The following is a 23974-nucleotide window of genomic DNA, read 5'->3' on the forward strand; positions in this document are numbered from 1 at the left end:
AAATCGGACTTACGGTAGAAGAAAATGGAACAGCTTGACTGACGAGAAATCAAAGGGTTGGCAAACTTGATAACTACAAAATCAAGGGGTCGGCAAACTTGATAATGACAAAACTTCAAACTGAGAATGTGCATTGACACCCAAGTAAAGCGTCAAACATTCCTCCCCTATTAATTCGTATCTATCAATAATGTGCGGTGTATCTTACTTATCCGTTAGCTAAGAACCGTCACTGTTTGGCTTCAATCATAAAATCGTCCTGAAGCTTGGCCCAATGCGTTCTAAGGCCTTCTTTGTGTACTTCGTCCATTGCTTGTGTTTTCAGCGCTTCAGGCCATAGCTCTCTAGCTTTTGCCATTGTGTCATCTAAGTGAGGTTTAATCGCTCGCCATGGAATGCCAGATTTCTCTGCCCATGACTGAAAATGCGCCATGGTGACGGTATACCACTCTTTGGTTTTACCGAGGTTGAGCGCATATTTGGTTTCATTTTCGATATACACACTCGTTGTGACGATATCGTATGCAGGAGAAAGTCGCGGCGTCAACTTATCAGGATACAAAAAGCTCCAGTTTTTTAGGTGGGCATCACCATTTGCCAAAAGAATATTCACCAGTAATCGTCTTGCGAACTGTTGCACGTCAGCAAGGCCGTCGCCAGAAAAGTCATAAATGACTTTGCCGATATTCTCATAATTGGCTGAAGTGTATTTTTCGTGTGGATACTTCACTAGAATTTGTGCAAAGTCTTCCATGTGAATACGCTGGTCATGATCACGATCAAATCGCTTAATGGCAAAAGCTTGCTTTTCATCCGGTAAGTTAATTTGTGGCAGATTATCGAGCTTATCTAGGTCAACAAGTTTGATCTCAGGAATATCAACACCGACCATCCCCGCCAGTGACATGGCAGTGTATTCATTCAGTGGCACAAACTTGTGCTTGGTTGAAGGCGTTTTGATGATCCAATCACCCAGGACATTGCCCTTCGATAAGTTATAGCGCCCATCCTTTTCCTTCATGGAAAACTTCATTTGCACGCCAGCCAAGGAAAACTTGTTTTCTTGGGTAACTTTATCGAACTTAACCGCCTTAGCCTTTCCGTGAGTGCTCAGGATGTAATCAGGCACATCTTCAGGCTCCATTGGCGTAGCTTCGATTGCCCCCGGCAAGTCTTCGCCAAGGTACGAGAGAATGTGAAATTCATTATCAACCTGCACCTTCAGGCCTTGCGCAATGAGTTCGCGCAACGAGCCTTCTGGCAGCAGGTTTGAAAGCACTGGATGTAGCCGTTGATTCCGAACCCATGGGTCGGCCATGAGCTCAGCCGCCTTAGGAAATGAAGGGTGAGTGATGAGGCTGAATGTCGGGCGCTCAGGATCATTTTTAAATGAGTCTGCAATGCTCAATACATTGCGGCCATTCTTAAAGCCAGCGAGATAGCCGACCAGTACGCCGTGGATGGAGAGCTGTAATACGTTTACTTCATCACTGCTGTCTGTGCTCATTCATTTTCTCCCAGCAATCCCTGCCATGGATCGTCAGCCAATGAGCTACTTTTTTCTTTGTCCGCCGTATTTGGCTTGCTTGGAGACCCAATCAGTGACGAGTTATCGTCAGCCAATACCGCCAGTACAGCATTTAATTTTTCCTGTGGTATCAGCAGTAATTCACTTTTAAGCCCCTTGGCAATAAGTTCAAGAGTATCAAGGCGTGGATTGCCTTTGGATTCCAATCTTTGATATTGCTGGCGCGATATACCAATGCGCAGCATCATATCGTGCTGCTTGAGTTCCAATTCGATACGGCGTTTTTTGATCTGGTCGAGTAGTGAATTCATAATGAAACATATAAGTTGCTATTTACCAATGAGAAACATATTAGTTTCTTTTTTACATATTGGCAACATATAAGTTGCTTTTAAGTATAAAAAGCAAACTCGTTTAAAAAAGAAACATATATATTGCTTTCATAGAAGTATTTAGAAATCAGGGAGATCAAGGGAATCGGCAAAATGGATAAATAATTTTTATGCCTTATATCTTTCAAGCCGATAGTTAACTAACTAAAAACTGAATCCCGCCCACCAGCAACACGCTGAACAGTAAAACCAGATAAGGCCATCGGCCTGCTTTACGGGAAGTTTCTGTGGTGTTGCCAGCCTGAATATCTTCTTGCATCGATGACGGTAGTTGGCCTTTATCGATTAAGTAATGCCGCCAGCAAAACAGTGGAATGCTTAGACTGGCCAGAATCAAACCACTCATCAATGTGCCACCGCCCCAGATATTAGCTCCCAGTGCCATAAAGGTAATATTCAAAAAGGCCATGGCGATACCGGCGATAAATAAGACTTTTGGGGTTCGATATGAGCGTTTCCAGTTGGGCCTGTCGATACGGTGAATCCAACCGGCATTGAGGGTCAGAAAGTTAAAAATGATGTAACTAACGCAAGATGCAGCAAGCAAAAACACATAATCAGACAGACTGAGTAACATCAGGTTAACAATAAGATTAGTCCACATCGCACTAGTGGGTGCACCGTGCTGATTTACCTGTGACAGGTATTTAGGCAATAGACCATCAATTGAGCCCTGGTATAAGGTGCGAGACGACCCGGACATCGTGGTCATAATCGATAACATCAGTGCCAGCACCAACATCACCACAAACATATCCACCATAATGCCGCTATTACCTACAATGCCATAAAGCGCATTGGCGATGCCCATGCCACTATAAATATCCGCGGCTAGCATGCCGTCATATTGAGCTGGTTGAATCACTTCACCGGCAGCATTAAAGTGCTGTGGCTCAATCATTTGCCCTAATCCCATGTGGCCCTGAAAAGTAAAAGGAATCAGCACAAAGGCAAATAAACATAATAAACCGGAATATAAAATAGCGCGGTAGGTATCACGGCTGGGATCTTTAAACTCACGGGTGTAACACACGGCCGTTTCAAAGCCATAGGTTGACCAGGCCGCAATAAACAAAGCGCCTGCCACTAAAGACCAGCCTTTAATATCCCAAACACCGGGTATTACATAACCATCACTGTCATAGGCAAGCGGCGCTAATGGGTAAAAGTTACTCATAACCATATCACCGGTAATCAATGGCACAATGGCAATCAGCATCAATGGGGCCAGCCCGGACAAGCCAATAATCATCATGGCTTTGGCGGAGCGTAAAATGCCGCCGTTTTGAATGGCAAATACCAACACCATCAATACCGCGCCAATAATAAACACAGCATTGATTCGCAGACAGAGTCCCGCTTTAAGGAAGCTCAGATCGAGTAAGGTTATCTGCCAGGTATTAATCACCGCATCCGGCGGATAGGTCACATTCAAAATATAGCCTGCTGCCAAAGCAGAGCCGATGGCTAATACCGGCCCCCATGCCACCCAGTTACACCAGATACATAAGGCCGCTATCCATTTACTGTAATTTGCCCAGGCAACCGAGCTATGCACCGAGATACCGCCGGTTTTATGAGGGAATAATCCGGCAATTTCGGCATAGGTAAAGGCTTGAACAAGCCCGATAGAAATAGACACAATCCAGATTAACCAGGCCGGTTTACCGACTGTGGCGGCAATCGCCCCCATCGAAAATAACACCAGTGCTGGCACACCACTGGCCAGCCAGAAAGCACCAGTCCAGTCGATACTGCGATGTAATGAAAAACGATTGTAAAGAGAAAGTGTTATCGGCTGCTGGGCTTTGTTTTCCACCGTCTCTAACCTCACCTAACTTATGCTGACACCATTGTCAGTCAAAACAAGCAGTAACATACCACGCCTCTTATTAACGGTATCGGTTAACAGTAACGGGTATAGAGAAACCACTCAGGTGAGCCCATAAACAAAAGCAGACTGCCGCCTGTTTAGTGAGAGATTTTCAGCCCGATGATACCCGATAGAATTAATAGGATACTGAACAGACGTGCAATGGTCGCTGGCTCAGATAAAAACACAATACCGAAAATCACCGTGCCAATCGCTCCGATGCCGACCCAGACACCGTAAGCGGTGCCTAATGGCAGGGTTTTCATTGCTACACCTAACAGCCACAAACTCAAGGCAACGGTGACCAGTGCCAACAGACTGGGCCCTAACTTAGTCAGACCTTCTGAATATTTCAGTCCTGCCGCCCAGACGACTTCCAGTAATCCCGCTACTACTAATGCTACCCAAGCCATATTAATCCTTTGTTATTACTTATTAATTGATACCTAACCAGCTAACAACAGCGTTTATATAACGGCTGATGCAGAAAGTTTTTCTGCTAAGTCATCTGGTAAGACATAGTTAGTGACACTCAAGCCAAAACCGCTCATTGATGGCAGTTTTCTCGGCCAGGTCATCAGCCGCATTTCGGTGACGCCCAGATCTCTTAATATCTGAGCCCCAATGCCATAGTGTTTGAGTACATACTCTTCGGCGTAATTTCGATCTGACTGAACGAGTCTCTGCCACTCCTCTTCATCCCCATGCAGCAGGACAAGCACACCCGAGCCTTGCTGCTGAATATATTGCATGGCTTCGGCCACACTCCAGGTATGTCCGTTTCGGTCGTAATCCAGCAAGTCCAGACTATTAAACGGTGCATGTACCCTGACCAGCGTTTCATCACCGGCAGCTGGCGTGCCGTAGACCAGTGCCAGATGTTTCATACCTGTCGTTTTATCTAAATAATCATGACGACGGAATGAACCCAGCATGGTTTGCATTTCACGTTCATTCAGGCGGATGACATTTTGCTCATGCTGGTGACGATAAGCGATAAGGTCGGCAATGGTGCCTACTTTTAAGTCATGCTGTTTAGCAAATTCAATAAGATCCGGTAGACGGGCCATGGTGCCGTCTTCATTCATGATTTCGCAGATAACAGCAGCAGGCTCCAGCCCTGCCAATGCCGCCAAGTCACAGCCAGCTTCTGTGTGTCCTGCACGGGTTAACACGCCCCCCGCTCTGGCCATGACCGGGAAAATATGACCAGGACTGACAATATCTTCCGGTGTGGCATTAGCCGCCACAGCAGCCTGAATCGTCAACGCACGATCCTGTGTGGAAATGCCAGTGGTGACGCCTTCAGCCGCTTCAATAGACAGCGTAAAGTTAGTTTCAAAACCGGCTTTATTTTGTTTTACCATTAATGGCAGGTTTAACTGCTGACAGCGTGCTTCAGTTAATGTCAGGCAAATGAGACCGCGTGCATGCATCGCCATAAAATTCACTGCTTCGGCAGTAACATGACTGGCCGCCATAACCAGATCACCTTCATTTTCACGGTTTTCATCATCCATTAAGATAACCATTTTGCCCTGTCGAATATCCTCAATAATCGCTTCTGCACTGGCTATTTGTGCGGGTTGAGAATAAGACGTCAACTTAGATTGTGGCATGAGGATATAGCTCCTTATAACTGGTCAATAATGGCGTAGGCAGAATGATTATGGATAGATTCAAAGTTCTCACATTCCACACGGAAACCAGACACGGTGTCCTGTTGAGCTAGTGCGACAGCAATATCTCTGACTAAATCCTCAACAAACTTAGGATTGTCATAAGCAAATTCGGTCACATACTTTTCATCCGGGCGTTTCAACAGCCCGTAAAGCTGACTGGAGGCTTGCTCTTCAATCAATTGAATCAAGGCATCCAGCGTCATCTCTTCACTGATGCGTGCTTCAACACTGACCAAAGAACGTTGATTATGTGCACCATAATCTGAAATCTTTTTAGAACATGGGCAAAGGCTGGTCACAGGGATCTCAGCTTTCACGGTCAGTTCCAGTTTGTCGGTGTAATCGGCTGTCAGCGTAATATCGTAATCCATAAAGCTTTTCACACCTGAAACCGGTGCGGTTTTGCTGATGAAATACGGAAAACGTAAGCTGACGTGGCCTTGTTTGGCACCTAATAATTCCAGCATATCGTTCATAAATGCGGGCATATTGCTCAGGCTGAATATCGCGTCAGGGCGTTCCAGTAATTCAATGAAACGTGACATATGGGTGCCTTTCACATCAGCCGCCAAATGCACATACATATTAAATTCGGCCACAACACGTATAGGTGTTTCGGTAGTTGATTGAAATAAAACCGGGTAACGCAGTGACTTTATACCGACTTTATCGATGATTAACTGGCGTTTGTCAGGCGTATTTTGAACATCTTCAAGTCGATGTGTTAAAGGCAGATTCATTATGTATCCTTGTTTTTTTGATTCACACATCGGTTGAATCAACTGAAAAAATGGTGTGAATGACTGAATCTCATCAGTCATTCACCCAAAGGTCTCAAATCGCAAAGAGTCCGAGGATAACCATGAAGAAACGGTTTCATCTAAAACCAACTTCAGGTTAAGTATTGCTTACTTTCAGGGGTAAAAAAATTCCAAAGAAGGATTACTACCTTGGGGTTATACCCTTACCTATTGAGAGAAATTGGCTTGCTCCCAACGAATTCTGGCCCACATATAGGCATCCATAATCGATAATGCATAAATAAAAATCCCGCCAGCAAACTGGCCTATCACCGAAATACCTGGTGCGGCCATTTGATAGGTCACCACACCTAACACCAGCATAAAAAACAACATGGTCAAACCGCGCATGGGATTTTGATTCACTACCTGCCCCACTCCGGGCAACACAATGGCAATCAATAGCACCAGATAGGGATGAACGGGTCCCTGCAATAGGCGACTAGGCTGCTTCATCTTGCACCTCATCCAGGTGAGTCACTAAGTTATCTAACTTGTGTAATAAACCGGCTATCAAGCTTGCCTCAATGGGTTTGTCATCAAAATTAATGGCCCGTAGTAATAAATAATGGCCGCGGTCTGATTGCTTAGCTAAGCAAGTGAGCCGAATCGCCATCGGGGTAATCAGTAACTCTTTGCAGCGAGAATCAGCAAACAAGTCTTTAATATCTTGATCTATCTCTGCTAATGGTGGCGGCTGGGTCTTTGTCATATAACGGGCATGTTGCGGCCAGCCAGCTAAAGGCATCACCGGTTTTATCCACTGCCATGACGGACTGAAACTCTCGGTATTTTGTGGTCTGACTAAAATATCGAGGGTCGCGCCACTGCTGTCTTTATGTGCTCGATACAAGGTTATATGCATCCACATCACTGGTAACTTTCTTGCCGTGAGGTTATCCACCTCCACTGAAAGCTTTACCCTGGCATTATTCCAATCGGCAAAAACAGAGGCGTATCCTTGTCCATCAAGCGTTGATGACGTCATCTGAACAACCTCATGGCAATCATCAAATACCTGCTGTCTTGATACCAACACATGGCGATGATGATGGCGATATAGAAGCAGCAAGCAAGTACTCCCTAACAACACAAAAATCATGGCGTATATAGCATCTACATTCATTCAATATTCCTCTTTTCCCTCAGAAAAAGAGTCCCGCAGCCATGACAGTACTGCGGGACTAAGGCTTATCTGACGATGGTCACCGGACAGTGGGATCGCTGCACAATATGCTGCGCTATCGATCCTAATAACACTTTTGCAATGCCACTGCGCCCAACCGATCCAGTCACCACATGGTCATGCTCATGTTTCTCAGCATAATCAACAATGGCTTTGGCAATATCGTGGCCAGCTGCCGTTATACAAAACACATTCTCTAGTCCCTGAGATGTGGCACGTACCATGGCTTCGCGTAATTCCTGTTGGATTTGCGCATCAGCGGCATCGAGAATGCTCGAATCCCAAAAATAGCTATGTGAAATATCGTCACTGGTCGGTCTGACCACATGGATAAAAGTCAGATTAGCATTGACCGATTTCGCCAGATCCACAGCAAAATCGACGGCCTTGATCGCACTATGAGATCCATCCGTTGCACATAAAATATGTTTCATGCTGCTTCCTCCTAATAACCTTTGGGCCGTGGCCAGGGCATGGTGAACTGATCACCCCGCTTCACGAACTGATAACGTCGTTTCACAAACCAGATCGAGGCCACAATGTAAAACGCCATAATCGACAGTAACGACGCACCGTACCCCAGAAAGGTCGCGAAATAGACCAGAGAACATAAACCCAGCAAGGTATATGCAGGAATAGGATGGAACGGATGGATATAGCCCCGTTTGATCACATCCAATGGCCACATTTTTCTGAACTTGACCATATTGATAGACATGAAGGTGTAACCCAGCAGACCGGACAGAATCGAAAAGGTAATGACCTGATCCAGTAAACCTGTGAATGCAAATGACACAGCAATGGGAATCAGGAAAATAATCGATCTGAACGGCGTGCGGTAACGCGGATGAATCGCTCCAAACCAGGTCGGCATATATCGGTCCCGCCCCATGGAAAACCAGGCACGAGCCGCATCATTGATACAACCATTAGCCGAAGCAATGGCCGCAAACATGGTGCCGATAAACAACACGACCTGTAATACCGGATTACCAATGATCGAAGCAGCGTCATATAACGGCGTGGTCGCCTGACCTAAATATTGCCATGGCATCAGCCCCGTCGAGATATACCAGGTCAGTGTCGCTGCCACTAATAAGGTCAAAATGCCACCAATCGTGCCCAGAGGAATCGCCCGACCTGCACTCCTCACCTCTTCGGCTGCCTGACACGTGCCTTCAATGCCGAGGTAATACCACATGCCAAACTGCAATGCAGCGACGACACCAATCCAGCCATACGGTAATTCTGTTAACAGATCACTGTGTTTCAGAATATGCCCGGGGTTAAGCGGATCAGCCCCAATGAATAAGGCCAAAATCGCCAGAAAGGCAAACAGAGTAATGACAAAATTCACCGTCAGCGTCATAAACACGCCACGGTAATTCAGCCAGGCCAGAAACGAAATGGTCAGCACCACAAAGGGTTGCGGACTCAGATCATGGAAGCCCGTTGCTGATGCCACAGCCGCCATCAAGTCGCCGACTATCAAAGCATCCGCTGCTTCCAGCATGGTATAGGCCATCACCAGATACAAGCCCACATTAAAGGCCATTAACGGACCAATAATGTGTTTTGCCTGCGTGTACTGACCACCAGCCGCCGCCACGGTCGACGTGACTTCCGAATCGATCATCGCGACACAGCTATAGAGTAAGCCAATGACCCAACAGGCAATCAAGGCACCATAAGCACCACCTTTGGCAACAGAGAAGTTCCAGCCCATAAATTCACCGACCAGAACAATACCCACACCCAGCGCCCAGATATGGAAAGGGTTCAACACCTTCAGCATTGAAATGCGTTGTTCCCCGGATTGAGAAGAAGATTGCTGACTCATGACTGCTCCTCCTCTCGCTCGAGCTCTGCCATCAGTTCATCAGCGCCTTCACGCGAACTCATGAGTAGCGATTCATCAAACTGACGAGACACACTGAGTGCATCCACCAGAATCCACAGCAATAGCATGGCTGAGATAATCCAGGCGGCGTAACTTAAGATTTCCCAATAGCTCATCGTTGTGCCTCCTGTTCAGAAAGCGAAGCCTTATCACCAAATTTTTCAGCAATCACTTCACGGTATTGAGACTCAGAGACACGCAGCATAAAGATGAAATAGCCAATAATGACTAAAGCCGTAATACCAAGCATCAACGGATCAATGGTGTAATCAAACTTATCGTTAATGATTTCAGCCGCTGAGGTTTCATCAAAACCCAGCTTCTGCCATTGTTCCTGCTCAACAGGTGAGACGTTTAGGGATTCCCAGGAGATAACCTGAGATGAGGTGGTGTCACTTGCTGATTTAGAATCAGATTCAAGAAACAAAGGAATATACAAACTGACATAGACAAGTATCAGAATAAAGAGACTATCAAACAACTGCCCCTTTTTAGACTGTACCTTTGGTACATAAGTAGACATAAGATTTCCTCATTAAAATCACTCGGCAATTAGCGCTTCGCTGCTCTATTTTCATCGAGATGTTTGATGTCCAATCCGTAGATAAACTCTTTATCTTCTGCGTAGTGCTTAGTCATCGCACCGACAGAAGCGGTATTGAAAAGAACGAGCAAAGCACTGGAAATAATCATTACCCATCGGATAACCGGATCTTCCAGAATGCTTAAGATACTAATGAGGACGAAACCCACAGCCAGCCAGATAAAAAGCACATCTGCCCAAGCCATGATGCAGTCTCGTAGATACATATTTTGAATACGATTTTTTATTTTATTATTCATGGTTATATTTCTCTCTTCTAATGGTTAAAAATGATTTACACACTGTCCTCCTGTTTTGCTGAGAAAAAGAAAAAAACCGATGTTACGCAGACAAGGCAACTTATATTGACGGGGTAAGGATCGCTATAAGCCACATTGTCTTTGTAACACCGGTTTTTAACTATCAATGGCACAACAACATTTTTTTAGAATGTGTGTGTGCCTGGAATCCAGCTTGTACCGGCTAATGGCACACGTGCCATCGCTGCTGATTCCACTGTTAATGCCACTAAGTCTTCTGGTTCCAGATGACGCAGATCATTCTTACCGCAAGCACGCGCTAATGTTTGTGCTTCCAGCGTCAGAACACGTATGTAGTTAGCCAGACGACGACCACCTTCAACCGGGTCAAAGCGTTTCATCAGTTCCGGATCCTGGGTAGAAATACCGGCTGGGTCACGGCCTTCGTGCCAGTCATCGTAGGAACCCGCTGTAGAACCCAGTTTTTGGTACTCTTCTTCCCATTTAGGATCGTTATCACCCAATGCCACCAATGCAGCAGTACCGATAGCCACCGCGTCAGCACCTAAAGCCATACATTTCGCGACGTCAGCACCATTACGGATACCACCAGACACAATCAGTTGAACCTTACGGTGCATACCCATTTCCTGTAACGCTTGAACCGCTTGAGGAATGGCCGCCATGGTTGGGATACCTACGTGTTCGATAAACACGTCTTGCGTTGCCGCTGTACCACCTTGCATACCGTCGACGACGATAACATCAGCACCCGCTTTCACCGCCAGCTTCACATCATAGTAAGTACGAGTTGCACCGACTTTGATGTAGATAGGCACTTGCCAGTCTGTGATTTCACGCAGTTCTTTGATCTTGATTTCCAGATCGTCAGGCCCCGTCCAGTCAGGATGACGACATGCTGAACGTTGGTCTACGCCCATTGGTAAGGTACGCATTTTGGCAACACGTTCAGTAATTTTCTGACCCAGTAACATACCGCCGCCGCCTGGTTTTGCACCTTGGCCCAATACCACTTCAATCGCATCTGCTTTTCGTAAGTCGTCTGGGTTCATGCCATAACGTGATGGCAGGTATTGGTAAACCAGTTTGCTTGACTGACCACGTTCTTCCGGTGTCATACCACCGTCACCTGTGGTGGTCGATGTACCCACTGCTGATGCACCACGTCCTAACGCTTCTTTAGCATAGGCAGACAGCGCGCCGAAGCTCATACCGGCAATCGTGACAGGCGTATCAATAGTGATAGGTTTTTTCGCAAAACGGGTACCTAAGGTCACCGAGGTATTACATTTTTCACGATAGCCTTCTAATGGGTAACGCGACATACTCGCCCCCAGGAACAGCAGATCGTCGAAATGGGGCAGTTTACGTTTGGCACCGGCACCGCGGATATCATAAATACCCGTATCAGCAGCGCGACGGATTTCAGCCATCGTCAATTTATCAAACGTCGCTGACTCGCGCGGTACAGTCGTGTATTTTTTCTTTTCAGTCATTTCTATTTCCTCGCAATATCAGCAATTAATACGCACTCGCGTTATCAACTTTGAAGTTGTACAACTGACGAGCAGAACCATAACGTTTGAAGGCTTTTGGATCTTCATCCACACCGGCTTTTTCTAATAAAGCCGACAGTTCATCCAGGTGTTCCTGACGCATTTCTTTTTCGATGCAGTCAGCACCCAGTGATTTCACTGCGCCTTTGACATAGATATGCACTTCGTACAGCGAGTCACCCAACGCATCACCGGCATCACCACAGACCACTAGTGAACCAGCTTGGCCCATAAAGCAGCTCATATGACCGACATTGCCTTTCACCACAATATCAATACCTTTCATCGAGATACCGCAACGTGAACCGGCATCACCTTCAATCACTAACAAACCGCCATGGGCTGTCGCGCCGGCTGCTGATGAAGCGTTACCTTTCACACGGACACTGCCTGACATCATGTTTTCAGCAATGCCTTGACCAGCATGACCGTGAACAGTGATGTCGGCTTCTTTGTTCATACCCGCACAGTAGTAACCGACTGGGCCATGAATATCGACTTTGAGCTTCTGATCAAGACCAACAGCCAGGTTATGCTCCCCTTTTGGGTTTAATACTTCCCATTCAGCAATGGTCAGTTCCTTGTTTTGATCATGCAGCGCCTGATTCAAATCACGAACTGTTTGTTGTGCCAAATCCACCGTTTGCTTGCCGCCGGATGTGGTCACTGATTCTGCTACAGATTTAGTACTCATTTATATTCTCCTCATACACCATTGCTTAGTGCGTGGTACGTTCCCAAACATAGACTTTTGAAGGCTCTGGTTCCCAAACTTTGGCGTTTTCAATGCCAGGTAATGTTGTTAAAGCCTGATACTCAGAGGCCATGGCCACATAATCATCTGTTTCTGCAATCACCGCAGGTTTGCAAGCAATCGGATCACGCACGACAGCGAAGCCATCTTTAGTACCGATAGTGAAGGTGAAGAAACCATCCAGATCGTCTAAAGCATGCTCTAACGCTTCTGTCAGGCTATCGCCTTGTTGTAAACGGTATGTCAGGTAACCCGCAGCCACTTCTGAATCGTTTTCAGTTTCAAAGTGAATGCCTTCACGTTTCAGTTCCTGACGCAGACGGTTGTGGTTAGACAGAGAACCGTTATGTACCAGACACAGATCCATACCTGTTGAGAAAGGATGGCTACCCGCCATGGTTACAGCTGATTCAGTTGCCATACGTGTATGACCGATGATGTGGCTGCCTTTCATGTTTTCCAGGTGGAACAGATTGACGATACGCTCTGGTAAACCGACTTCTTTCAGGATTTCGATAGATTTACCTGAGCTCATGATCAGCACGTCCTGATGATTTTCCATCAGATAGTTTTCAACGGTTTCAGCATCGATATCGACTTTGAATACCGCCACTTTGCTGTTTTGGAACCAGTCGACTTTTGTATTCAGTTTGGCTTCAATGTCTTTTGCCAATGCAGCCCAATCATAATTTTCATCTTCGTTGCGAAGCGTTAACTTCACACCTTGATCCACTTCATCACCATAGACAGCAAAGCCGGCACTGTCAGGGCCACGTTCTGTCATCGCAATTAACATTGGCGCAAACAGTTCACCCAGACGGTCTTGGTATTTATCGTTTTTCAAATACAGGCCAACGATTCCACACATAACTATTCTCCTAACATCATTCCCTGGGAAGGGACTCTTTTAATAAAATTCAACGTAACGATTGATTTCCCAATCAGATACATGACGCATGTATTCCACCCATTCCATGTGTTTAAGTTCTAAGAACTCTTTAACAAACTCATCGCCTAAAGCCCCTTTAATCACGTCATCTTTTTCTAACGCAGTCAAAGCTTCATGAAGATTTTGTGGCAGGATGCCAATGCCTTTTTCTTCCAGTTCTTCTGGGCTTAAGTCATATAAATTAATGTCATAACCTGGACCCGCTTCCAGTTGACGCTCCACACCATCCAGACCCGCTGCAATCGCTGCCGCCGCTGTCAGATAAGGGTTACAAGTACCATCTGGCAGGCGTAATTCGATACGACCGTAAGGAATACGAACCATGGTCGAACGGTTGTTATTACCATATGAGATATAGGCTGGCGCCCAAGTCGCACCGGATAATGAACGACCGACCACTAAACGTTTGTATGAGTTAACGGTAGGCGCTGCAATCGCTGATAACGCAGGTGCATGAGCCAAAATGCCCGCCATAAAGTGATAAGCCAGTTTGGATAAACCATGGCCGGTTTCATCACTGTCATCATGGAATAAGCTTTTCTCACCATCACCAATCGACATATGCATGTGCATGCCGTTACCAGGACGGTTGCTGAACGGTTTAGACATGAATGAACACACCATGCCCATTTCATTGGCAATTTCACTGGCTGCCATTTTGAACATGACATAGTCATCCGCACTCTTCAGTGCATCAGCATAGGTGTAATTGATTTCAAACTGACCATTCGCATCTTCATGATCGATTTGGTAAATATCCAAACCCACCTCAATTAATGACTCTGTCAGTTTTTCCAGGAAAGCGCTCTGACGTGTGATGCCTTTATAGTCATAACACGGTTTTTGCAGTGTATCGGTTGGATCAAATGGATGCAGATGACCGAACTCATCTTTTTTCAGTAAAGAGAATTCAGGCTCTAAACCGGTGTATAAAATCCAGCCTTTTTCAGTCAGACGGGAAATTTGTTTTTTCAGTACAACACGACTGTCATGGCTGTAGGGTTTGCCATTAACGTGACCATCACAGATCAGGCGTGCATAACCAGGTTGCCATGGCAATAAACTCAATGTGCTTAAGTCGCCCATTGCCATGTAATCTGGACCATTAGGTTTAATGCCCATTCCCCAAATAGCACCACCAGCAAAACCGGCACCAGTTTTAATGATGTCTTCCAGGTGATCTGCTGGCACAGATTTGACCTTAGCCACACCGTGGATATCAACAAACTGGGCCAACACATATTTCACATTGTTTTCAGCCAAAAACTTCTGCGCATAGGCTAATTGGTCAGCTGGCGAAGCCTTAGGGTCGAATTCATACTTCATAACATTTCCTCTGTTTGAATGATCAACACTTGGTCGTATCAATTGATCTCGTAATAAAAACTGAACCCTATAGCACCGCCACCATATTCTTCGGTGATGCCCAATAGTGTTTTCCACAGGTAGGGTCCAAACGTACCATCACACCAAATGCGATAAACAGATTGGCCATTCAGCATCTGTCTCAGCAACGTTACCGATACACCGGCGATGACAGTCATGACAAGACGATTCTCTTCAAGTGCATCTCCTGACAGGTCGATAGCACAGACTTCAGAAAATAACTTTGATGTCAGCTTGCCACTGACAATAAACGACGCATCATTGCGAATTACCTTGTGGACACCTGCTTTGTTCACAGGCAAGGCATTTAACTGAGCGACCAGATGAGAGTTCAGTGGCTCTTCAATCAGATACTCACTTCCCCCCAATCTTAAGACCAGCTCTCTTTTGCCTTGTAATGTCCAACTGTTTTTTGCTTCTGGCAGTGTCAAGTTGGCAGAGGCTAACCACTCCGCTGCATTAGGTCCTTTCACGCCAAAGCGATTTAATGCACTCACATCACAAATACTTAATAACTCGTAACGTGAAGATTCAATGGCCTTGTCCGCCATGGTTATTGCAGTCTCCATGCCATTCACAATGCCACTAATCGGCTTCAAAGGGGCTTGAGCAAAAGCGACCGGGCTTTTAAAAATGCCGTCTTGCATGCTTACTCTCCGTCTTTATCAAGTAGGTGAAAAAAAGGGGCTTCGACGACAGTCGCTTCAACCATTGCACCGCTATCGGTACGAATGGAAAACGTTGAGCCCACACTGCCCTGTTCTGGTGCAACAAAAGCAAAACCGATTACTCTGTCGAGATATCTGCTGTATGCAATACTGGTGACACGGCCTTTGATGTTGTTGCCGTTATCAATCACCAGATTGCATTCATTCGGCATTTCCCTGGCAAAGCCTTTCTCCAGTACAAAGTTCACTAACTTCTTGTTCAGCGTTTTCTTAGCGATGATTTTCAGGCTGCGTTGGCCGATAAAGAACGGCTTATCCATTTTGAGTAACGCTTCGGAATGCGCTTCAAATGGATTGGTCAGACCATCGGTATCGTGACTAATCAGGTGATGTCCCATTTCCAGACGTAGCAGACGCTGTGCATCTGTACCAAATGGACGAATACCATGATCTTGTCCGGCAGCCATGATTTGTTTCCAAACATGCAGTCCCGCTTTGTAAGGCACATGAATTTCAAAAGCCAGGTCAGCAACAAAACTCACTCGCATGACTTTGGCATTCACACCGGCAATCTCAGCTTCAATCATGTTTCCATCTGGTAACGAGGCTTCACTCAAATCGGCATTGGTCAGTGAACTTAAAATCTCACGTGACTTCGGTCCGGCCAGTGTCATCGCTGCAATGGCGCCGGTCAGATTCACCAAAGTGACTTGTAATCCCCATGCCTGAACATTACGTTGCATTTCACGGTAAACCGTCGCGGCATTGGATGAGTTCGTTGATACATAGAACTTTTCAGCTTCGACACGAACAGCCAGCCCGTCATCCAGCATGACACCTGCTTCATCCAGCAGCAGAGCAATGCGGCTTTCGCCGATTTTCTGTTTGCTGAACTTGCCTGTATAAAAGCGTTCCAGAAATTCAGTGGCATCGGCACCGTAGACTTCAATTTTTCCTAAGGTGCTGCCATCAATCATGCCAGCCTGTTTTCTGACGGCTAACGCTTCTTGCTGTACCGCTTCCATGGCCGTCATTGAACGACCCGAATATTGATAATAAGCAGGACGCATCCACATACCCGCATCCATCATCACACCACCATTCTCAACATGCCATTCATGCATCGCGGTATAACGATGAGGGTGGAATCCGCGTCCGCCCAGATGACCAATCGGTGTTGGGTGGAAGAATGGACGTGCGGTGGTGCTACCAATTTTCTCAACCGGTAACTGACGAATACGAGCCAGAATACGAATCGCATTCATATTGGAATGTTTACCCTGACTTGGCCCCATACCCACCGTGGTAAAGCGTTTCATCAACTCGATATTGTCAAAACCTTCTTTGGCGGCATTGATGAAATCTTTGACTTGAATATCTTCGTCAAAGTCGACAAAGTTTTTGCCTTTCGGATGCTCAACAATCGGATAAGGATGACTGGGTGATGCCATTTCAACTTTTGGCACAGTAACTACATCGACCGTTTTGCCCAGGAAAGCGGCTGCTTCTGCAGCTGCACGCTGACCATCAAGTTGGCGAGCTTTAAAATCAAATACGCCATTGACCTTACCTGCTGCAAATACCCCTTCCGGTAACTCATCAGGGACAAACTGCTCGACGCTATAGTCATAACGCATTTTTGTTCCAGCCTGATACAGCAACGCAGCTGCTGGTGCCCAACCGGCACTCATCGCTACACCATCACAACTCAAACGCACAGTGTGACCACTATCGGCGCCTGCACTAATATCGTCATAAGGGCTAACAGCAACAGCTTTAACGCCTAACTTGTCTGAGGTCGGGATCACTTCATAAATACAGCTTGAGATATGAACAGGAATACCTAGATCTCTGACTTTCTGAGCCAGTTCACGTGGTGCGCCGTTTCTACGCATATCAATAACAGCAACGACTTCAACGCCAATTGAGGCCAGATCCAGTGCGGTACGATAGCCATAGTCATTCGCTGTGACCACCACGCCTTTATTAAAAGGTTTAACCGCATAACGATGAATCAGACGTTGTGCTGCCGATCCCATCATCACGCCCGGTAGATCGTTGTAACGAAATACAGGTGGTTGCTCAAACGCACCAGCAGCCACGATCACCGTTTTCGCCCAGACTTTAGTGATACCGTCTTTACCGACTAATGGCACCAATTTATCGCCATAAAAACCGCCAGCATAAGCATCGGTAATTAAACGAATATTCGGGTTTGACTCCACTTTACCTAACAGGCTTGTCAGCGTATCAGTCGTCGTTTGGTCACCGGCATAGTCGTATGTCAGGCTGCCACCCGCCTGCTTGTTTTCATCAACAACAATCACATCCAGGCCTTGCTCAGCCGCTTTAACCGCAGCTGATAAACCAGACAAACCGGCACCGATGATTAACACATCACAGTGGGCAAACTTTTTCGGTTTAATAATACGTGGGTAGTTAAAGTTAACTTCGCCTAAACCAGCCGCCTTACGGATTTTGTCTTCCCAGAACGGAAACAGGCTTTTTGGTTTATAAAACGTTTTGTAATAAAAACCGACCGGCAGGAACGGTGATAAATAATCGATATATTTGTTTTTATCTTTTAATACACCACCAATCGTATTGACGGCTTTAATATCCATACCATCAGCAACAGGCCAGACATCAGCACGGATATTGGTATCCACGCCGTCTGTCATCATGGCGTTGACATCATGATTGGCAAAACTCAATACACCACGTGCACGGTGATATTTAAAACTACGGCCCAGCACATTAATACCAGCCGCCCACAGGGCACTGGAAATGGTATCGCCTTCGTAACCTTGCACTGTCTGACCTTCATATTGAAAAGTCAGTGGCTTGTCACGGTTAATCCACTCACCTCGTTTCTTAGCAATACGGCTGGTCATTTAGCTTCCTCCTGACCCAGAAGATAAGTACGGTTGACCTTATCAGTCATCGTGTTACGTTCAGCGATAAACCAGGTACCGCTGGGGGTGTGATACCACCATTCTTTTTTCAAACCAGGTGCTCCATTACGATAGTGCACATAGGCAGCCCACTCAGAATCTGAACATGTGTCAGGGTTGGGCATATTTCGATATTCTCCGCCGTAGGTGAATTCACTCATCGGCCTGATACCATTAACGGGACATTCAAGTAGTTTCATAGCCTTACTCTTAACTTAGTGACCAACTGAAGCTGCGCCTTTTTCACCGGTCAGCTCATAGTCTTCAAAACGTGATAAACGGAATGATTTAATAAGATCAGGAGCCATATCTTTGGCTATTGTCTCGGCCATGGTTTTGCCACTGATTGGCGTGGCTTTAAATCCCCATGTGCCCCATCCGGCATCCAGATAAAACCCTTCCAGTGGTGTTTTACCCATAATCGGTGCAAAGTCAGGCGTGATGTCAGCCATACCCGCCCATTGGCGTACCACTTTGACATTCGATAAAAACGGGAACATATCGGTGATATGTGTGGTGAGTCCTTCCACGAAATCCAGTGATGAACGTGTTGAATGGAATTCATAAGGATCCAGTGATGACCCCATGACCAGTTCACCACGAGACGATTGACTCACGTACACATGCAAACTACCGGAAACTAAAATAGTATCGAGCCAGGGCTTCATCGGTTCTGATACGCAAGCTTGCAGGGGATGAATCACAATCGGTGTTTTCAAATCCACCATCTCAGTGATACGTGGTGTAAACCCTGCCACAGCAGATAGAACACGATTTGTGCTGATATAGCCTTTAGATGTGTTTACACCAACGACTTTGCCGCCTTTGGTATCAATACCCGTGACTTCCGTCATTTGGAATATTTCAACACCCATGCGATCCGCTTCTTTGGCATAACCCCATGCCACGGCATCATGACGAGCTACAGAGCCTGGTGCATGGTACAAAGCGCCTAAAATAGGAGCTTGGCCACTGCAGGAGATATCCAGTTGCGGACACGCTTTGGATATCTCCTCAGGACCGACGACATAACTCTCAACCCCAACATGTTTATTCACTTCTGCACGCCAGCGCATGGTTCTCATTGCAGATTCGGTGTGGGCTAAAGTGAAGTGCCCACGAGTTGAATAAAACAGGTTCAGGTCTAATTCTTCTGATAAATCTTCGTACAGTTTGACGCTGGCATCGTAGAAGTTAACGCCTTCTGGTGTCAGGTAATTTGAACGTACGATGGTGGTATTACGGCCCGTGTTGCCGCCACCAATATAGCCTTTTTCTAATACAGCTACATTGGTAATGCCATAGTCTTTGGCTAAGTAATACGCCGCAGCCAAACCATGTCCGCCGCCACCGATAATAACGGCATCGTACGATTTCTTAGGCTCGGTACAGTCCCTAAAAAAACGTGGTGCCGGGTGTTCACTACTCAGACCATATTTTAATAGCCCTAATGGCATTCTTAACCTCCACTCATAATGCTCAATACTACTTAAGTAGTATGCGAATCTACCTCTAACTAGGTAAACAATATTTCATGTGATGAAACATGGTTCTATTTACTCATGTCGAAAAAAACATGTCAATAGCCTTGTAAACTTTTTTTCACAATAGGAAACATTTAGTGGGGATAAATAAAAAAACCTCAGGTATAATCAGGCAAAACAGCCTTAAAGAAGACGGAGTATTCTTGCCGTGAGCAAACAGCAAACGATCGTGACGACTGAAACTGCGACACATCAGTCGTTAGATAAACACCTGGGAAATACGCTGCGCCATATTCGTACTGAAAATGGATTAACCATTGCGGATGTCGCTATGCGAGCCAATGTCAGCCGTGGCATGCTGAGTAAGATCGAGAACGGACTGACGTCACCCAGCCTGGAGAAACTGGAACATCTTGCTAATGCTCTGGGTGTAAAGCTTTCGCGGTTATTTCACGACTACGACACGCCCATGGGTGGTGCTCAATATGTGAAGAATGGTGAGGGAATGGAAGTGGTTCGCCGTGGCACCAAAAGTGGTCATACTTACCATTTGCTGGCGTATGACACCGGTCCGAAAAAACTATTTGAACCGTTTTTGATTACCTTAAATGAAGAAAGTGAAGTGTTTGATCCGTTTGAACATGCCGGCACCGAATTCATTTATATGCTGGAAGGCAAACTGGAATACACCGTCGGAGACGAGCGTTTTATTCTTGAACCAGGCGACTCGTTAACGTTTCATGCAGAGCAACCGCATCGACCAGAAACAAAACTCAAAATGCCGATTCAGTATTTAGCTATCATCTACTACGATAGCCTCGATGACTTTGAAGATGATAGTTACAAAAACTAGCCTGTTTTTGTTGAATAATATTGAGGTGCAAAAAAACTAACGATAACGGTTTAAAAGTGTTTATTTCAATCGCCAGTAAACACTAAATTATTGTTTTATCTTCTTAGATTAGCTGTTGCTGATGAAGGCATTTCCGAGCAGATCTGTAATATTGAACATTTCATAGAACGCCGCGCTTTGCGGCAAATTTTGAACGCAGCGGAAAATTTGTCCGACAACAACATCTTGTTAAGCATTTTTCTTATGAATATCGAAAAGAAGACCTACTGGTGATTTCTTCACTTTTTTGTTTTCTTCTGCGAGATCTCTAATTGATTTTGGAATGTCTTTTAATTTCGGCACATCAAACATTTGATCTGCTGCTATTGTAGCCATACCCCAAACAGGAGCTCCAGTGACTGCAGCGGCCACTTCAAGTGAGCCAACAACTAACCACGAACCAATGTCTTTACCAGCAAACTTCCATTTTTTACTACTGAGATCATCTAGATTTTTTTGATGTTGGCTAAATGCTGAATTTATATTGTCGAAAATCTGATCTCGACTGCGATGAAAATTGTCAGGATTGACTTCAATTAAATCATTTACTCCTTTACCTAAAATCCCTCTAATCTCTTCCATAGCGCCTTCTTTTCGTATTTCTATTAGTGCTTCTGGCGGGATGTTTCCAATCCATTGCATCTCACCAGTCGAAAGATCACTAAGGCCTCTAACGACATGGAGGTCTTGAGATTTTAATTCTGACTCAGCTCTTTCAGCATCGTATTCCATCTTCCATACTAGGTACTGCCAAGATGTAGGAGCATCTATTATGGGAGTGCCATTTAAGCGCCTTGCTTTAACAAGCATTTCGTTGCTTACAGACATGCGGCCAAGAGCTTGACTCGCTAACGCTACTCCGGGAGTAATTTGACCTAAAGGCTGCATATGCTCACTTTTCATTGCCTTTTCTATTTGGTCTCCAATATTTTCATCCCAATCGGTGTCGAATAAGACTCTACTGCCGTCTGATATTTCAGCGACGGTTCTTTCAATTGAGTCCAATGAACCACAAAAGTCCATTAGCTCTTCGAAAGACTCAAAATCTCGACCAAACAATTTACCCGCGTGAACTAATGAATCCTCTCTTCCTAAACGATGGAAAAACTCTCGTTCGCCTTCTTGTAAAACGCCCATATCAGGCAATATAACAATAATCGGATATTCTACATCTGCACACGCCAGCTCCTTGTATTGCAGGATGTTCATTGCGTGCTTCATGAAGTAGTAGGCTTTGTCCGCGAGACTATAATGTTCGAAAATTATTTTAGATCTTAAGAAAGGATCTGGAAGAACAATCGTATCGGTATAAATACCGCACTTAGATGCGATATTTTCATCATGTGAAGGAAAAAGGTCACCGCCAAAAATACCCTTTACGTTGTGATGCATGTCTTCGACATGGATGTGTGCGATTTCGCCAACGCCTTCCCAAAACTGATCTATTACCTCAAGAAATTTATCGAGATTTTCTGTTATTTCTTTTATCGAACCTTCGCTATTTTGTGCTGCCATCCCTGCATCATGAGGAGTCATTCCTCTTTGATTCATGAGCTTAAAAAAATGTCCAAAATTGTCTTCAATGAATTTAAAATACATATTTTGTATTTCGCTCAATGAAGCTTCTTTTTTTAGCTCCCCACGATCATGAATGGCAGTGACTGCTAGAGCCATAGATCTTACAAGACCGTCTACAGTGTCTAGATCTACCTCACCATCTGGGCCGTTGCGAACGGCAAGAAGGCTCTTCTCCACATCAAGCCCTTCAGCAATTCTTATCTTCCCTTCTTTAAATTGCTCTTGAAGAATCTTCAAACGTCGGCGAAGCCTTTGTTCGTATTCAACTTCTTCGATTGACTTACCTTCGCTCATTTAGAACTCCAATTTCGATGAGATGCTTTAACAGACCCCATTGGTCTGCTCCATTGGTCTGCTATGAAGCTCATCACCTGACGCTAATCGGTGCAAAACATGCCTTGTGAGTTCGCGCATAGCATAGGCAAAGTTGTTTAATCTAAGTGGGTTTGGTGTCAAAAGGTTAACAAAAGCAGAGTCCAATAACACTTTATCAAAGCCATCAAGAAGGACACTGTTAATTCTTTCTTGGTATTGCTCTCTCAATCGATCCATCTACCCTCCTAACGTCGCGTGACCGACCTTGTTAGTGGTCGTATAGGTCAAAAGTCGGATCAAACCAAAGAACATAAAAAACATTTCGCACCCTGTAGCCCACCATGGGGGCTTTTCCATTGAAGCGAAGCGCGAGAAAACTTTCCTGTTCCTCGGTTATAAAACTTGGGATAGGCGCTTTGATCTGGTTCTTCGGAATTTTTTCTGTGCCAAGTCCATGACGATCTGCCTGCTTCATATCACGCCACAACATCTTCCTACGACGGTACATTGCATCTGCAAAGCTAGCCTTATGCTCTTGATCCAAGCTTGAGAGACAATACGTACCATTTTGGAGCCTTTCCAAAGAAAAAACTGGCGGCATATTATCGTAGTTAGGCGTTTCTGGGGCGGAGACTCTCGAACCTGAGTTTTTCGATGGTTCTTGGATGCGACGTCTTTTTTTTGCCATTTTATTTTAACCGCGTCTTGAAATACTCAAGCATTGTGTTTTTGGGAATTTGTGAGGCAAGCTCCTCATTTTCCAACCAAGGCCGTTCTTCATGCGTCATATTGCGTAGCTTCCAGGCACTAAACTGCCCAAATACCTCATGTACCTCAGCCAAGAATTCTAACTGCTCTTCGGAGAAAGCCTCACCTGGCTCATATTCAGCTGCTGGAATGGGAGAACTGCCATTACTCTTATACTTATGGTAGACACTCGGTGAAACCGGACCATGCGTCCAAGCTTCTAGCTCTTCATCAAATAATGGTTCATCAAAAATAGCCAAATGAAAGCCTTGGGCGTAATAAACCAATTTCTGAAGTTTCAGATTTGAAACTCCACCCTCTTCAGAATTCGCCCCATGGGCAATGAAGAATTGAGCGACGTCGAGTGCTGTAGCCATGTTACCCTCCCTATTTAGGTCATATTCTATCAGCGAAGCTATTTGCGTGCAGCTTTTGTCCATTGCCATACCCACTAACGTATACATAA

General features: G+C 45.4%; 26 protein-coding genes. 1 reads left to right on the forward strand and 25 read right to left on the reverse strand.

Features of this window, described 5'->3' with window-relative positions:
- Positions 1 to 229: 229 nt before the first annotated feature.
- The 21 genes from AC13DA_RS08825 to AC13DA_RS08925 form a co-directional block, all read right to left on the reverse strand.
- Entirely contained in the window at positions 230 to 1507 is a 1278-nt protein-coding gene (locus AC13DA_RS08825; RefSeq protein WP_284451013.1) for a type II toxin-antitoxin system HipA family toxin, read from the reverse strand.
- On the reverse strand, positions 1504 to 1839 hold the full coding sequence (locus tag AC13DA_RS08830; protein ID WP_284451012.1) for a helix-turn-helix transcriptional regulator: 336 nt from the start codon (positions 1837 to 1839) through the stop codon (positions 1504 to 1506). The genes AC13DA_RS08825 and AC13DA_RS08830 overlap by 4 nt, the downstream gene beginning before the upstream one ends.
- 217 nt (positions 1840 to 2056) lie before the next feature.
- Positions 2057 to 3739 carry an APC family permease gene (locus AC13DA_RS08835; protein WP_284451011.1) on the reverse strand — a complete coding sequence of 561 codons (1683 nt, stop codon included), beginning with the start codon at positions 3737 to 3739 and terminating at the stop codon, positions 2057 to 2059.
- A 152-nt stretch (positions 3740 to 3891) separates the two neighbouring features.
- Positions 3892 to 4206, reverse strand: coding sequence for a quaternary ammonium compound efflux SMR transporter SugE (gene sugE, locus AC13DA_RS08840; protein WP_007146741.1), 315 nt, complete (start codon positions 4204 to 4206; stop codon positions 3892 to 3894).
- Between the two features lie 54 nt (positions 4207 to 4260).
- Positions 4261 to 5412, reverse strand: coding sequence for a bifunctional 3,4-dihydroxy-2-butanone-4-phosphate synthase/GTP cyclohydrolase II (ribBA, locus tag AC13DA_RS08845; RefSeq protein ID WP_284451010.1), 1152 nt, complete (start codon positions 5410 to 5412; stop codon positions 4261 to 4263).
- Between the two features lie 14 nt (positions 5413 to 5426).
- On the reverse strand, positions 5427 to 6215 hold the full coding sequence (gene folE2, locus AC13DA_RS08850; RefSeq protein WP_284451009.1) for a GTP cyclohydrolase FolE2: 789 nt from the start codon (positions 6213 to 6215) through the stop codon (positions 5427 to 5429).
- 228 nt (positions 6216 to 6443) lie between these two features.
- Complete coding sequence (locus tag AC13DA_RS08855) at positions 6444 to 6731, reverse strand: hypothetical protein (RefSeq protein WP_284451008.1); 288 nt, start codon at positions 6729 to 6731, stop codon at positions 6444 to 6446.
- On the reverse strand, positions 6718 to 7401 hold the full coding sequence (locus AC13DA_RS08860) for a hypothetical protein (protein ID WP_284451007.1): 684 nt from the start codon (positions 7399 to 7401) through the stop codon (positions 6718 to 6720). The genes AC13DA_RS08855 and AC13DA_RS08860 overlap by 14 nt, the downstream gene beginning before the upstream one ends.
- Positions 7402 to 7466: 65 nt before the next feature.
- A complete protein-coding gene (locus tag AC13DA_RS08865; protein ID WP_284451006.1) occupies positions 7467 to 7895 on the reverse strand; it encodes a universal stress protein in 429 nt (142 codons plus the stop codon).
- Between the two features lie 11 nt (positions 7896 to 7906).
- Entirely contained in the window at positions 7907 to 9301 is a 1395-nt protein-coding gene (locus AC13DA_RS08870) for an APC family permease (RefSeq protein WP_284451005.1), read from the reverse strand.
- Complete coding sequence (locus tag AC13DA_RS08875; RefSeq protein ID WP_273179644.1) at positions 9298 to 9477, reverse strand: hypothetical protein; 180 nt, start codon at positions 9475 to 9477, stop codon at positions 9298 to 9300. The genes AC13DA_RS08870 and AC13DA_RS08875 overlap by 4 nt, the downstream gene beginning before the upstream one ends.
- Positions 9474 to 9884, reverse strand: coding sequence for a hypothetical protein (locus AC13DA_RS08880; RefSeq protein WP_284451004.1), 411 nt, complete (start codon positions 9882 to 9884; stop codon positions 9474 to 9476). The genes AC13DA_RS08875 and AC13DA_RS08880 overlap by 4 nt, the downstream gene beginning before the upstream one ends.
- A gap of 29 nt (positions 9885 to 9913) precedes the next feature.
- Positions 9914 to 10150, reverse strand: coding sequence for a hypothetical protein (locus tag AC13DA_RS08885; RefSeq protein WP_284451003.1), 237 nt, complete (start codon positions 10148 to 10150; stop codon positions 9914 to 9916).
- 239 nt (positions 10151 to 10389) lie between these two features.
- Positions 10390 to 11721, reverse strand: a complete 1332-nt coding sequence (locus AC13DA_RS08890) for an FMN-binding glutamate synthase family protein (RefSeq protein WP_284451002.1) — start codon at positions 11719 to 11721, stop codon at positions 10390 to 10392.
- A gap of 25 nt (positions 11722 to 11746) precedes the next feature.
- Positions 11747 to 12475, reverse strand: a complete 729-nt coding sequence (locus AC13DA_RS08895) for a GltB/FmdC/FwdC-like GXGXG domain-containing protein (RefSeq protein WP_007146752.1) — start codon at positions 12473 to 12475, stop codon at positions 11747 to 11749.
- Positions 12476 to 12500: 25 nt separating this feature from the next.
- A complete protein-coding gene (locus tag AC13DA_RS08900; RefSeq protein WP_007146753.1) occupies positions 12501 to 13403 on the reverse strand; it encodes a class II glutamine amidotransferase in 903 nt (300 codons plus the stop codon).
- 39 nt (positions 13404 to 13442) lie between these two features.
- Positions 13443 to 14810, reverse strand: coding sequence for a type III glutamate--ammonia ligase (gene glnT / locus AC13DA_RS08905; RefSeq protein ID WP_284451001.1), 1368 nt, complete (start codon positions 14808 to 14810; stop codon positions 13443 to 13445).
- A gap of 38 nt (positions 14811 to 14848) precedes the next feature.
- Entirely contained in the window at positions 14849 to 15517 is a 669-nt protein-coding gene (locus tag AC13DA_RS08910; protein ID WP_007146755.1) for an aminomethyltransferase family protein, read from the reverse strand.
- Between the two features lie 2 nt (positions 15518 to 15519).
- Positions 15520 to 18432, reverse strand: coding sequence for an FAD-dependent oxidoreductase (locus tag AC13DA_RS08915; RefSeq protein ID WP_284451000.1), 2913 nt, complete (start codon positions 18430 to 18432; stop codon positions 15520 to 15522).
- Positions 18429 to 18692: a sarcosine oxidase subunit delta gene (locus tag AC13DA_RS08920; protein WP_040576622.1), complete on the reverse strand. Its 264-nt coding sequence runs from the start codon at positions 18690 to 18692 to the stop codon at positions 18429 to 18431. The genes AC13DA_RS08915 and AC13DA_RS08920 overlap by 4 nt, the downstream gene beginning before the upstream one ends.
- Positions 18693 to 18707: 15 nt before the next feature.
- Positions 18708 to 19949, reverse strand: a complete 1242-nt coding sequence (locus AC13DA_RS08925) for an FAD-dependent oxidoreductase (protein WP_007146758.1) — start codon at positions 19947 to 19949, stop codon at positions 18708 to 18710.
- 235 nt (positions 19950 to 20184) lie between these two features.
- Between AC13DA_RS08925 and AC13DA_RS08930 the strand changes: the two genes are divergently transcribed.
- Positions 20185 to 20829 (forward strand): helix-turn-helix domain-containing protein, encoded by a 645-nt coding sequence (locus tag AC13DA_RS08930; RefSeq protein WP_007146759.1) that lies wholly within the window; start codon positions 20185 to 20187, stop codon positions 20827 to 20829.
- A gap of 228 nt (positions 20830 to 21057) precedes the next feature.
- Here AC13DA_RS08930 and AC13DA_RS08935 read toward each other — a convergent pair whose 3' ends face one another.
- From AC13DA_RS08935 to AC13DA_RS08950, 4 genes are read right to left on the reverse strand one after another with little or no spacing between them, the layout of a single operon-like run.
- Positions 21058 to 22740, reverse strand: a complete 1683-nt coding sequence (locus AC13DA_RS08935) for a hypothetical protein (protein WP_284450999.1) — start codon at positions 22738 to 22740, stop codon at positions 21058 to 21060.
- Between the two features lie 27 nt (positions 22741 to 22767).
- The gene (locus AC13DA_RS08940) at positions 22768 to 22998 is read right to left on the reverse strand and encodes a pPIWI-associating nuclease domain-containing protein (protein ID WP_284450998.1); all 231 of its coding nucleotides are present in this window, start codon (positions 22996 to 22998) and stop codon (positions 22768 to 22770) included.
- Between the two features lie 31 nt (positions 22999 to 23029).
- A complete protein-coding gene (locus AC13DA_RS08945; RefSeq protein WP_284450997.1) occupies positions 23030 to 23449 on the reverse strand; it encodes a hypothetical protein in 420 nt (139 codons plus the stop codon).
- 1 nt (position 23450) lies between these two features.
- On the reverse strand, positions 23451 to 23885 hold the full coding sequence (locus AC13DA_RS08950; protein WP_284450996.1) for a Panacea domain-containing protein: 435 nt from the start codon (positions 23883 to 23885) through the stop codon (positions 23451 to 23453).
- Positions 23886 to 23974 lie beyond the last annotated feature (89 nt).

It is taken from the genome of Methylophaga sp. F-2 (genome assembly GCF_056859315.1).

Coding starts and splice junctions, on each gene's coding strand:
- AC13DA_RS08870 (WP_284451005.1), bottom strand. CDS start 9,301: ATGAGTCAGCAATCTTCTTCTCAATCCGGGGAACAACGCATTTCAATG.
- AC13DA_RS08860 (WP_284451007.1), bottom strand. CDS start 7,401: ATGAATGTAGATGCTATATACGCCATGATTTTTGTGTTGTTAGGGAGT.
- AC13DA_RS08895 (WP_007146752.1), bottom strand. CDS start 12,475: ATGAGTACTAAATCTGTAGCAGAATCAGTGACCACATCCGGCGGCAAG.
- AC13DA_RS08825 (WP_284451013.1), bottom strand. CDS start 1,507: ATGAGCACAGACAGCAGTGATGAAGTAAACGTATTACAGCTCTCCATC.
- glnT (WP_284451001.1), bottom strand. CDS start 14,810: ATGAAGTATGAATTCGACCCTAAGGCTTCGCCAGCTGACCAATTAGCC.
- AC13DA_RS08885 (WP_284451003.1), bottom strand. CDS start 10,150: ATGGCTTGGGCAGATGTGCTTTTTATCTGGCTGGCTGTGGGTTTCGTC.
- AC13DA_RS08950 (WP_284450996.1), bottom strand. CDS start 23,885: ATGGCTACAGCACTCGACGTCGCTCAATTCTTCATTGCCCATGGGGCG.
- AC13DA_RS08915 (WP_284451000.1), bottom strand. CDS start 18,432: ATGACCAGCCGTATTGCTAAGAAACGAGGTGAGTGGATTAACCGTGAC.
- AC13DA_RS08945 (WP_284450997.1), bottom strand. CDS start 23,449: ATGGCAAAAAAAAGACGTCGCATCCAAGAACCATCGAAAAACTCAGGT.
- AC13DA_RS08855 (WP_284451008.1), bottom strand. CDS start 6,731: ATGAAGCAGCCTAGTCGCCTATTGCAGGGACCCGTTCATCCCTATCTG.
- AC13DA_RS08935 (WP_284450999.1), bottom strand. CDS start 22,740: ATGAGCGAAGGTAAGTCAATCGAAGAAGTTGAATACGAACAAAGGCTT.
- AC13DA_RS08890 (WP_284451002.1), bottom strand. CDS start 11,721: ATGACTGAAAAGAAAAAATACACGACTGTACCGCGCGAGTCAGCGACG.
- sugE (WP_007146741.1), bottom strand. CDS start 4,206: ATGGCTTGGGTAGCATTAGTAGTAGCGGGATTACTGGAAGTCGTCTGG.
- folE2 (WP_284451009.1), bottom strand. CDS start 6,215: ATGAATCTGCCTTTAACACATCGACTTGAAGATGTTCAAAATACGCCT.
- AC13DA_RS08880 (WP_284451004.1), bottom strand. CDS start 9,884: ATGTCTACTTATGTACCAAAGGTACAGTCTAAAAAGGGGCAGTTGTTT.
- AC13DA_RS08830 (WP_284451012.1), bottom strand. CDS start 1,839: ATGAATTCACTACTCGACCAGATCAAAAAACGCCGTATCGAATTGGAA.
- AC13DA_RS08920 (WP_040576622.1), bottom strand. CDS start 18,692: ATGAAACTACTTGAATGTCCCGTTAATGGTATCAGGCCGATGAGTGAA.
- AC13DA_RS08900 (WP_007146753.1), bottom strand. CDS start 13,403: ATGTGTGGAATCGTTGGCCTGTATTTGAAAAACGATAAATACCAAGAC.
- AC13DA_RS08910 (WP_007146755.1), bottom strand. CDS start 15,517: ATGCAAGACGGCATTTTTAAAAGCCCGGTCGCTTTTGCTCAAGCCCCT.
- AC13DA_RS08940 (WP_284450998.1), bottom strand. CDS start 22,998: ATGGATCGATTGAGAGAGCAATACCAAGAAAGAATTAACAGTGTCCTT.
- AC13DA_RS08875 (WP_273179644.1), bottom strand. CDS start 9,477: ATGAGCTATTGGGAAATCTTAAGTTACGCCGCCTGGATTATCTCAGCC.
- AC13DA_RS08925 (WP_007146758.1), bottom strand. CDS start 19,949: ATGCCATTAGGGCTATTAAAATATGGTCTGAGTAGTGAACACCCGGCA.
- AC13DA_RS08865 (WP_284451006.1), bottom strand. CDS start 7,895: ATGAAACATATTTTATGTGCAACGGATGGATCTCATAGTGCGATCAAG.
- ribBA (WP_284451010.1), bottom strand. CDS start 5,412: ATGCCACAATCTAAGTTGACGTCTTATTCTCAACCCGCACAAATAGCC.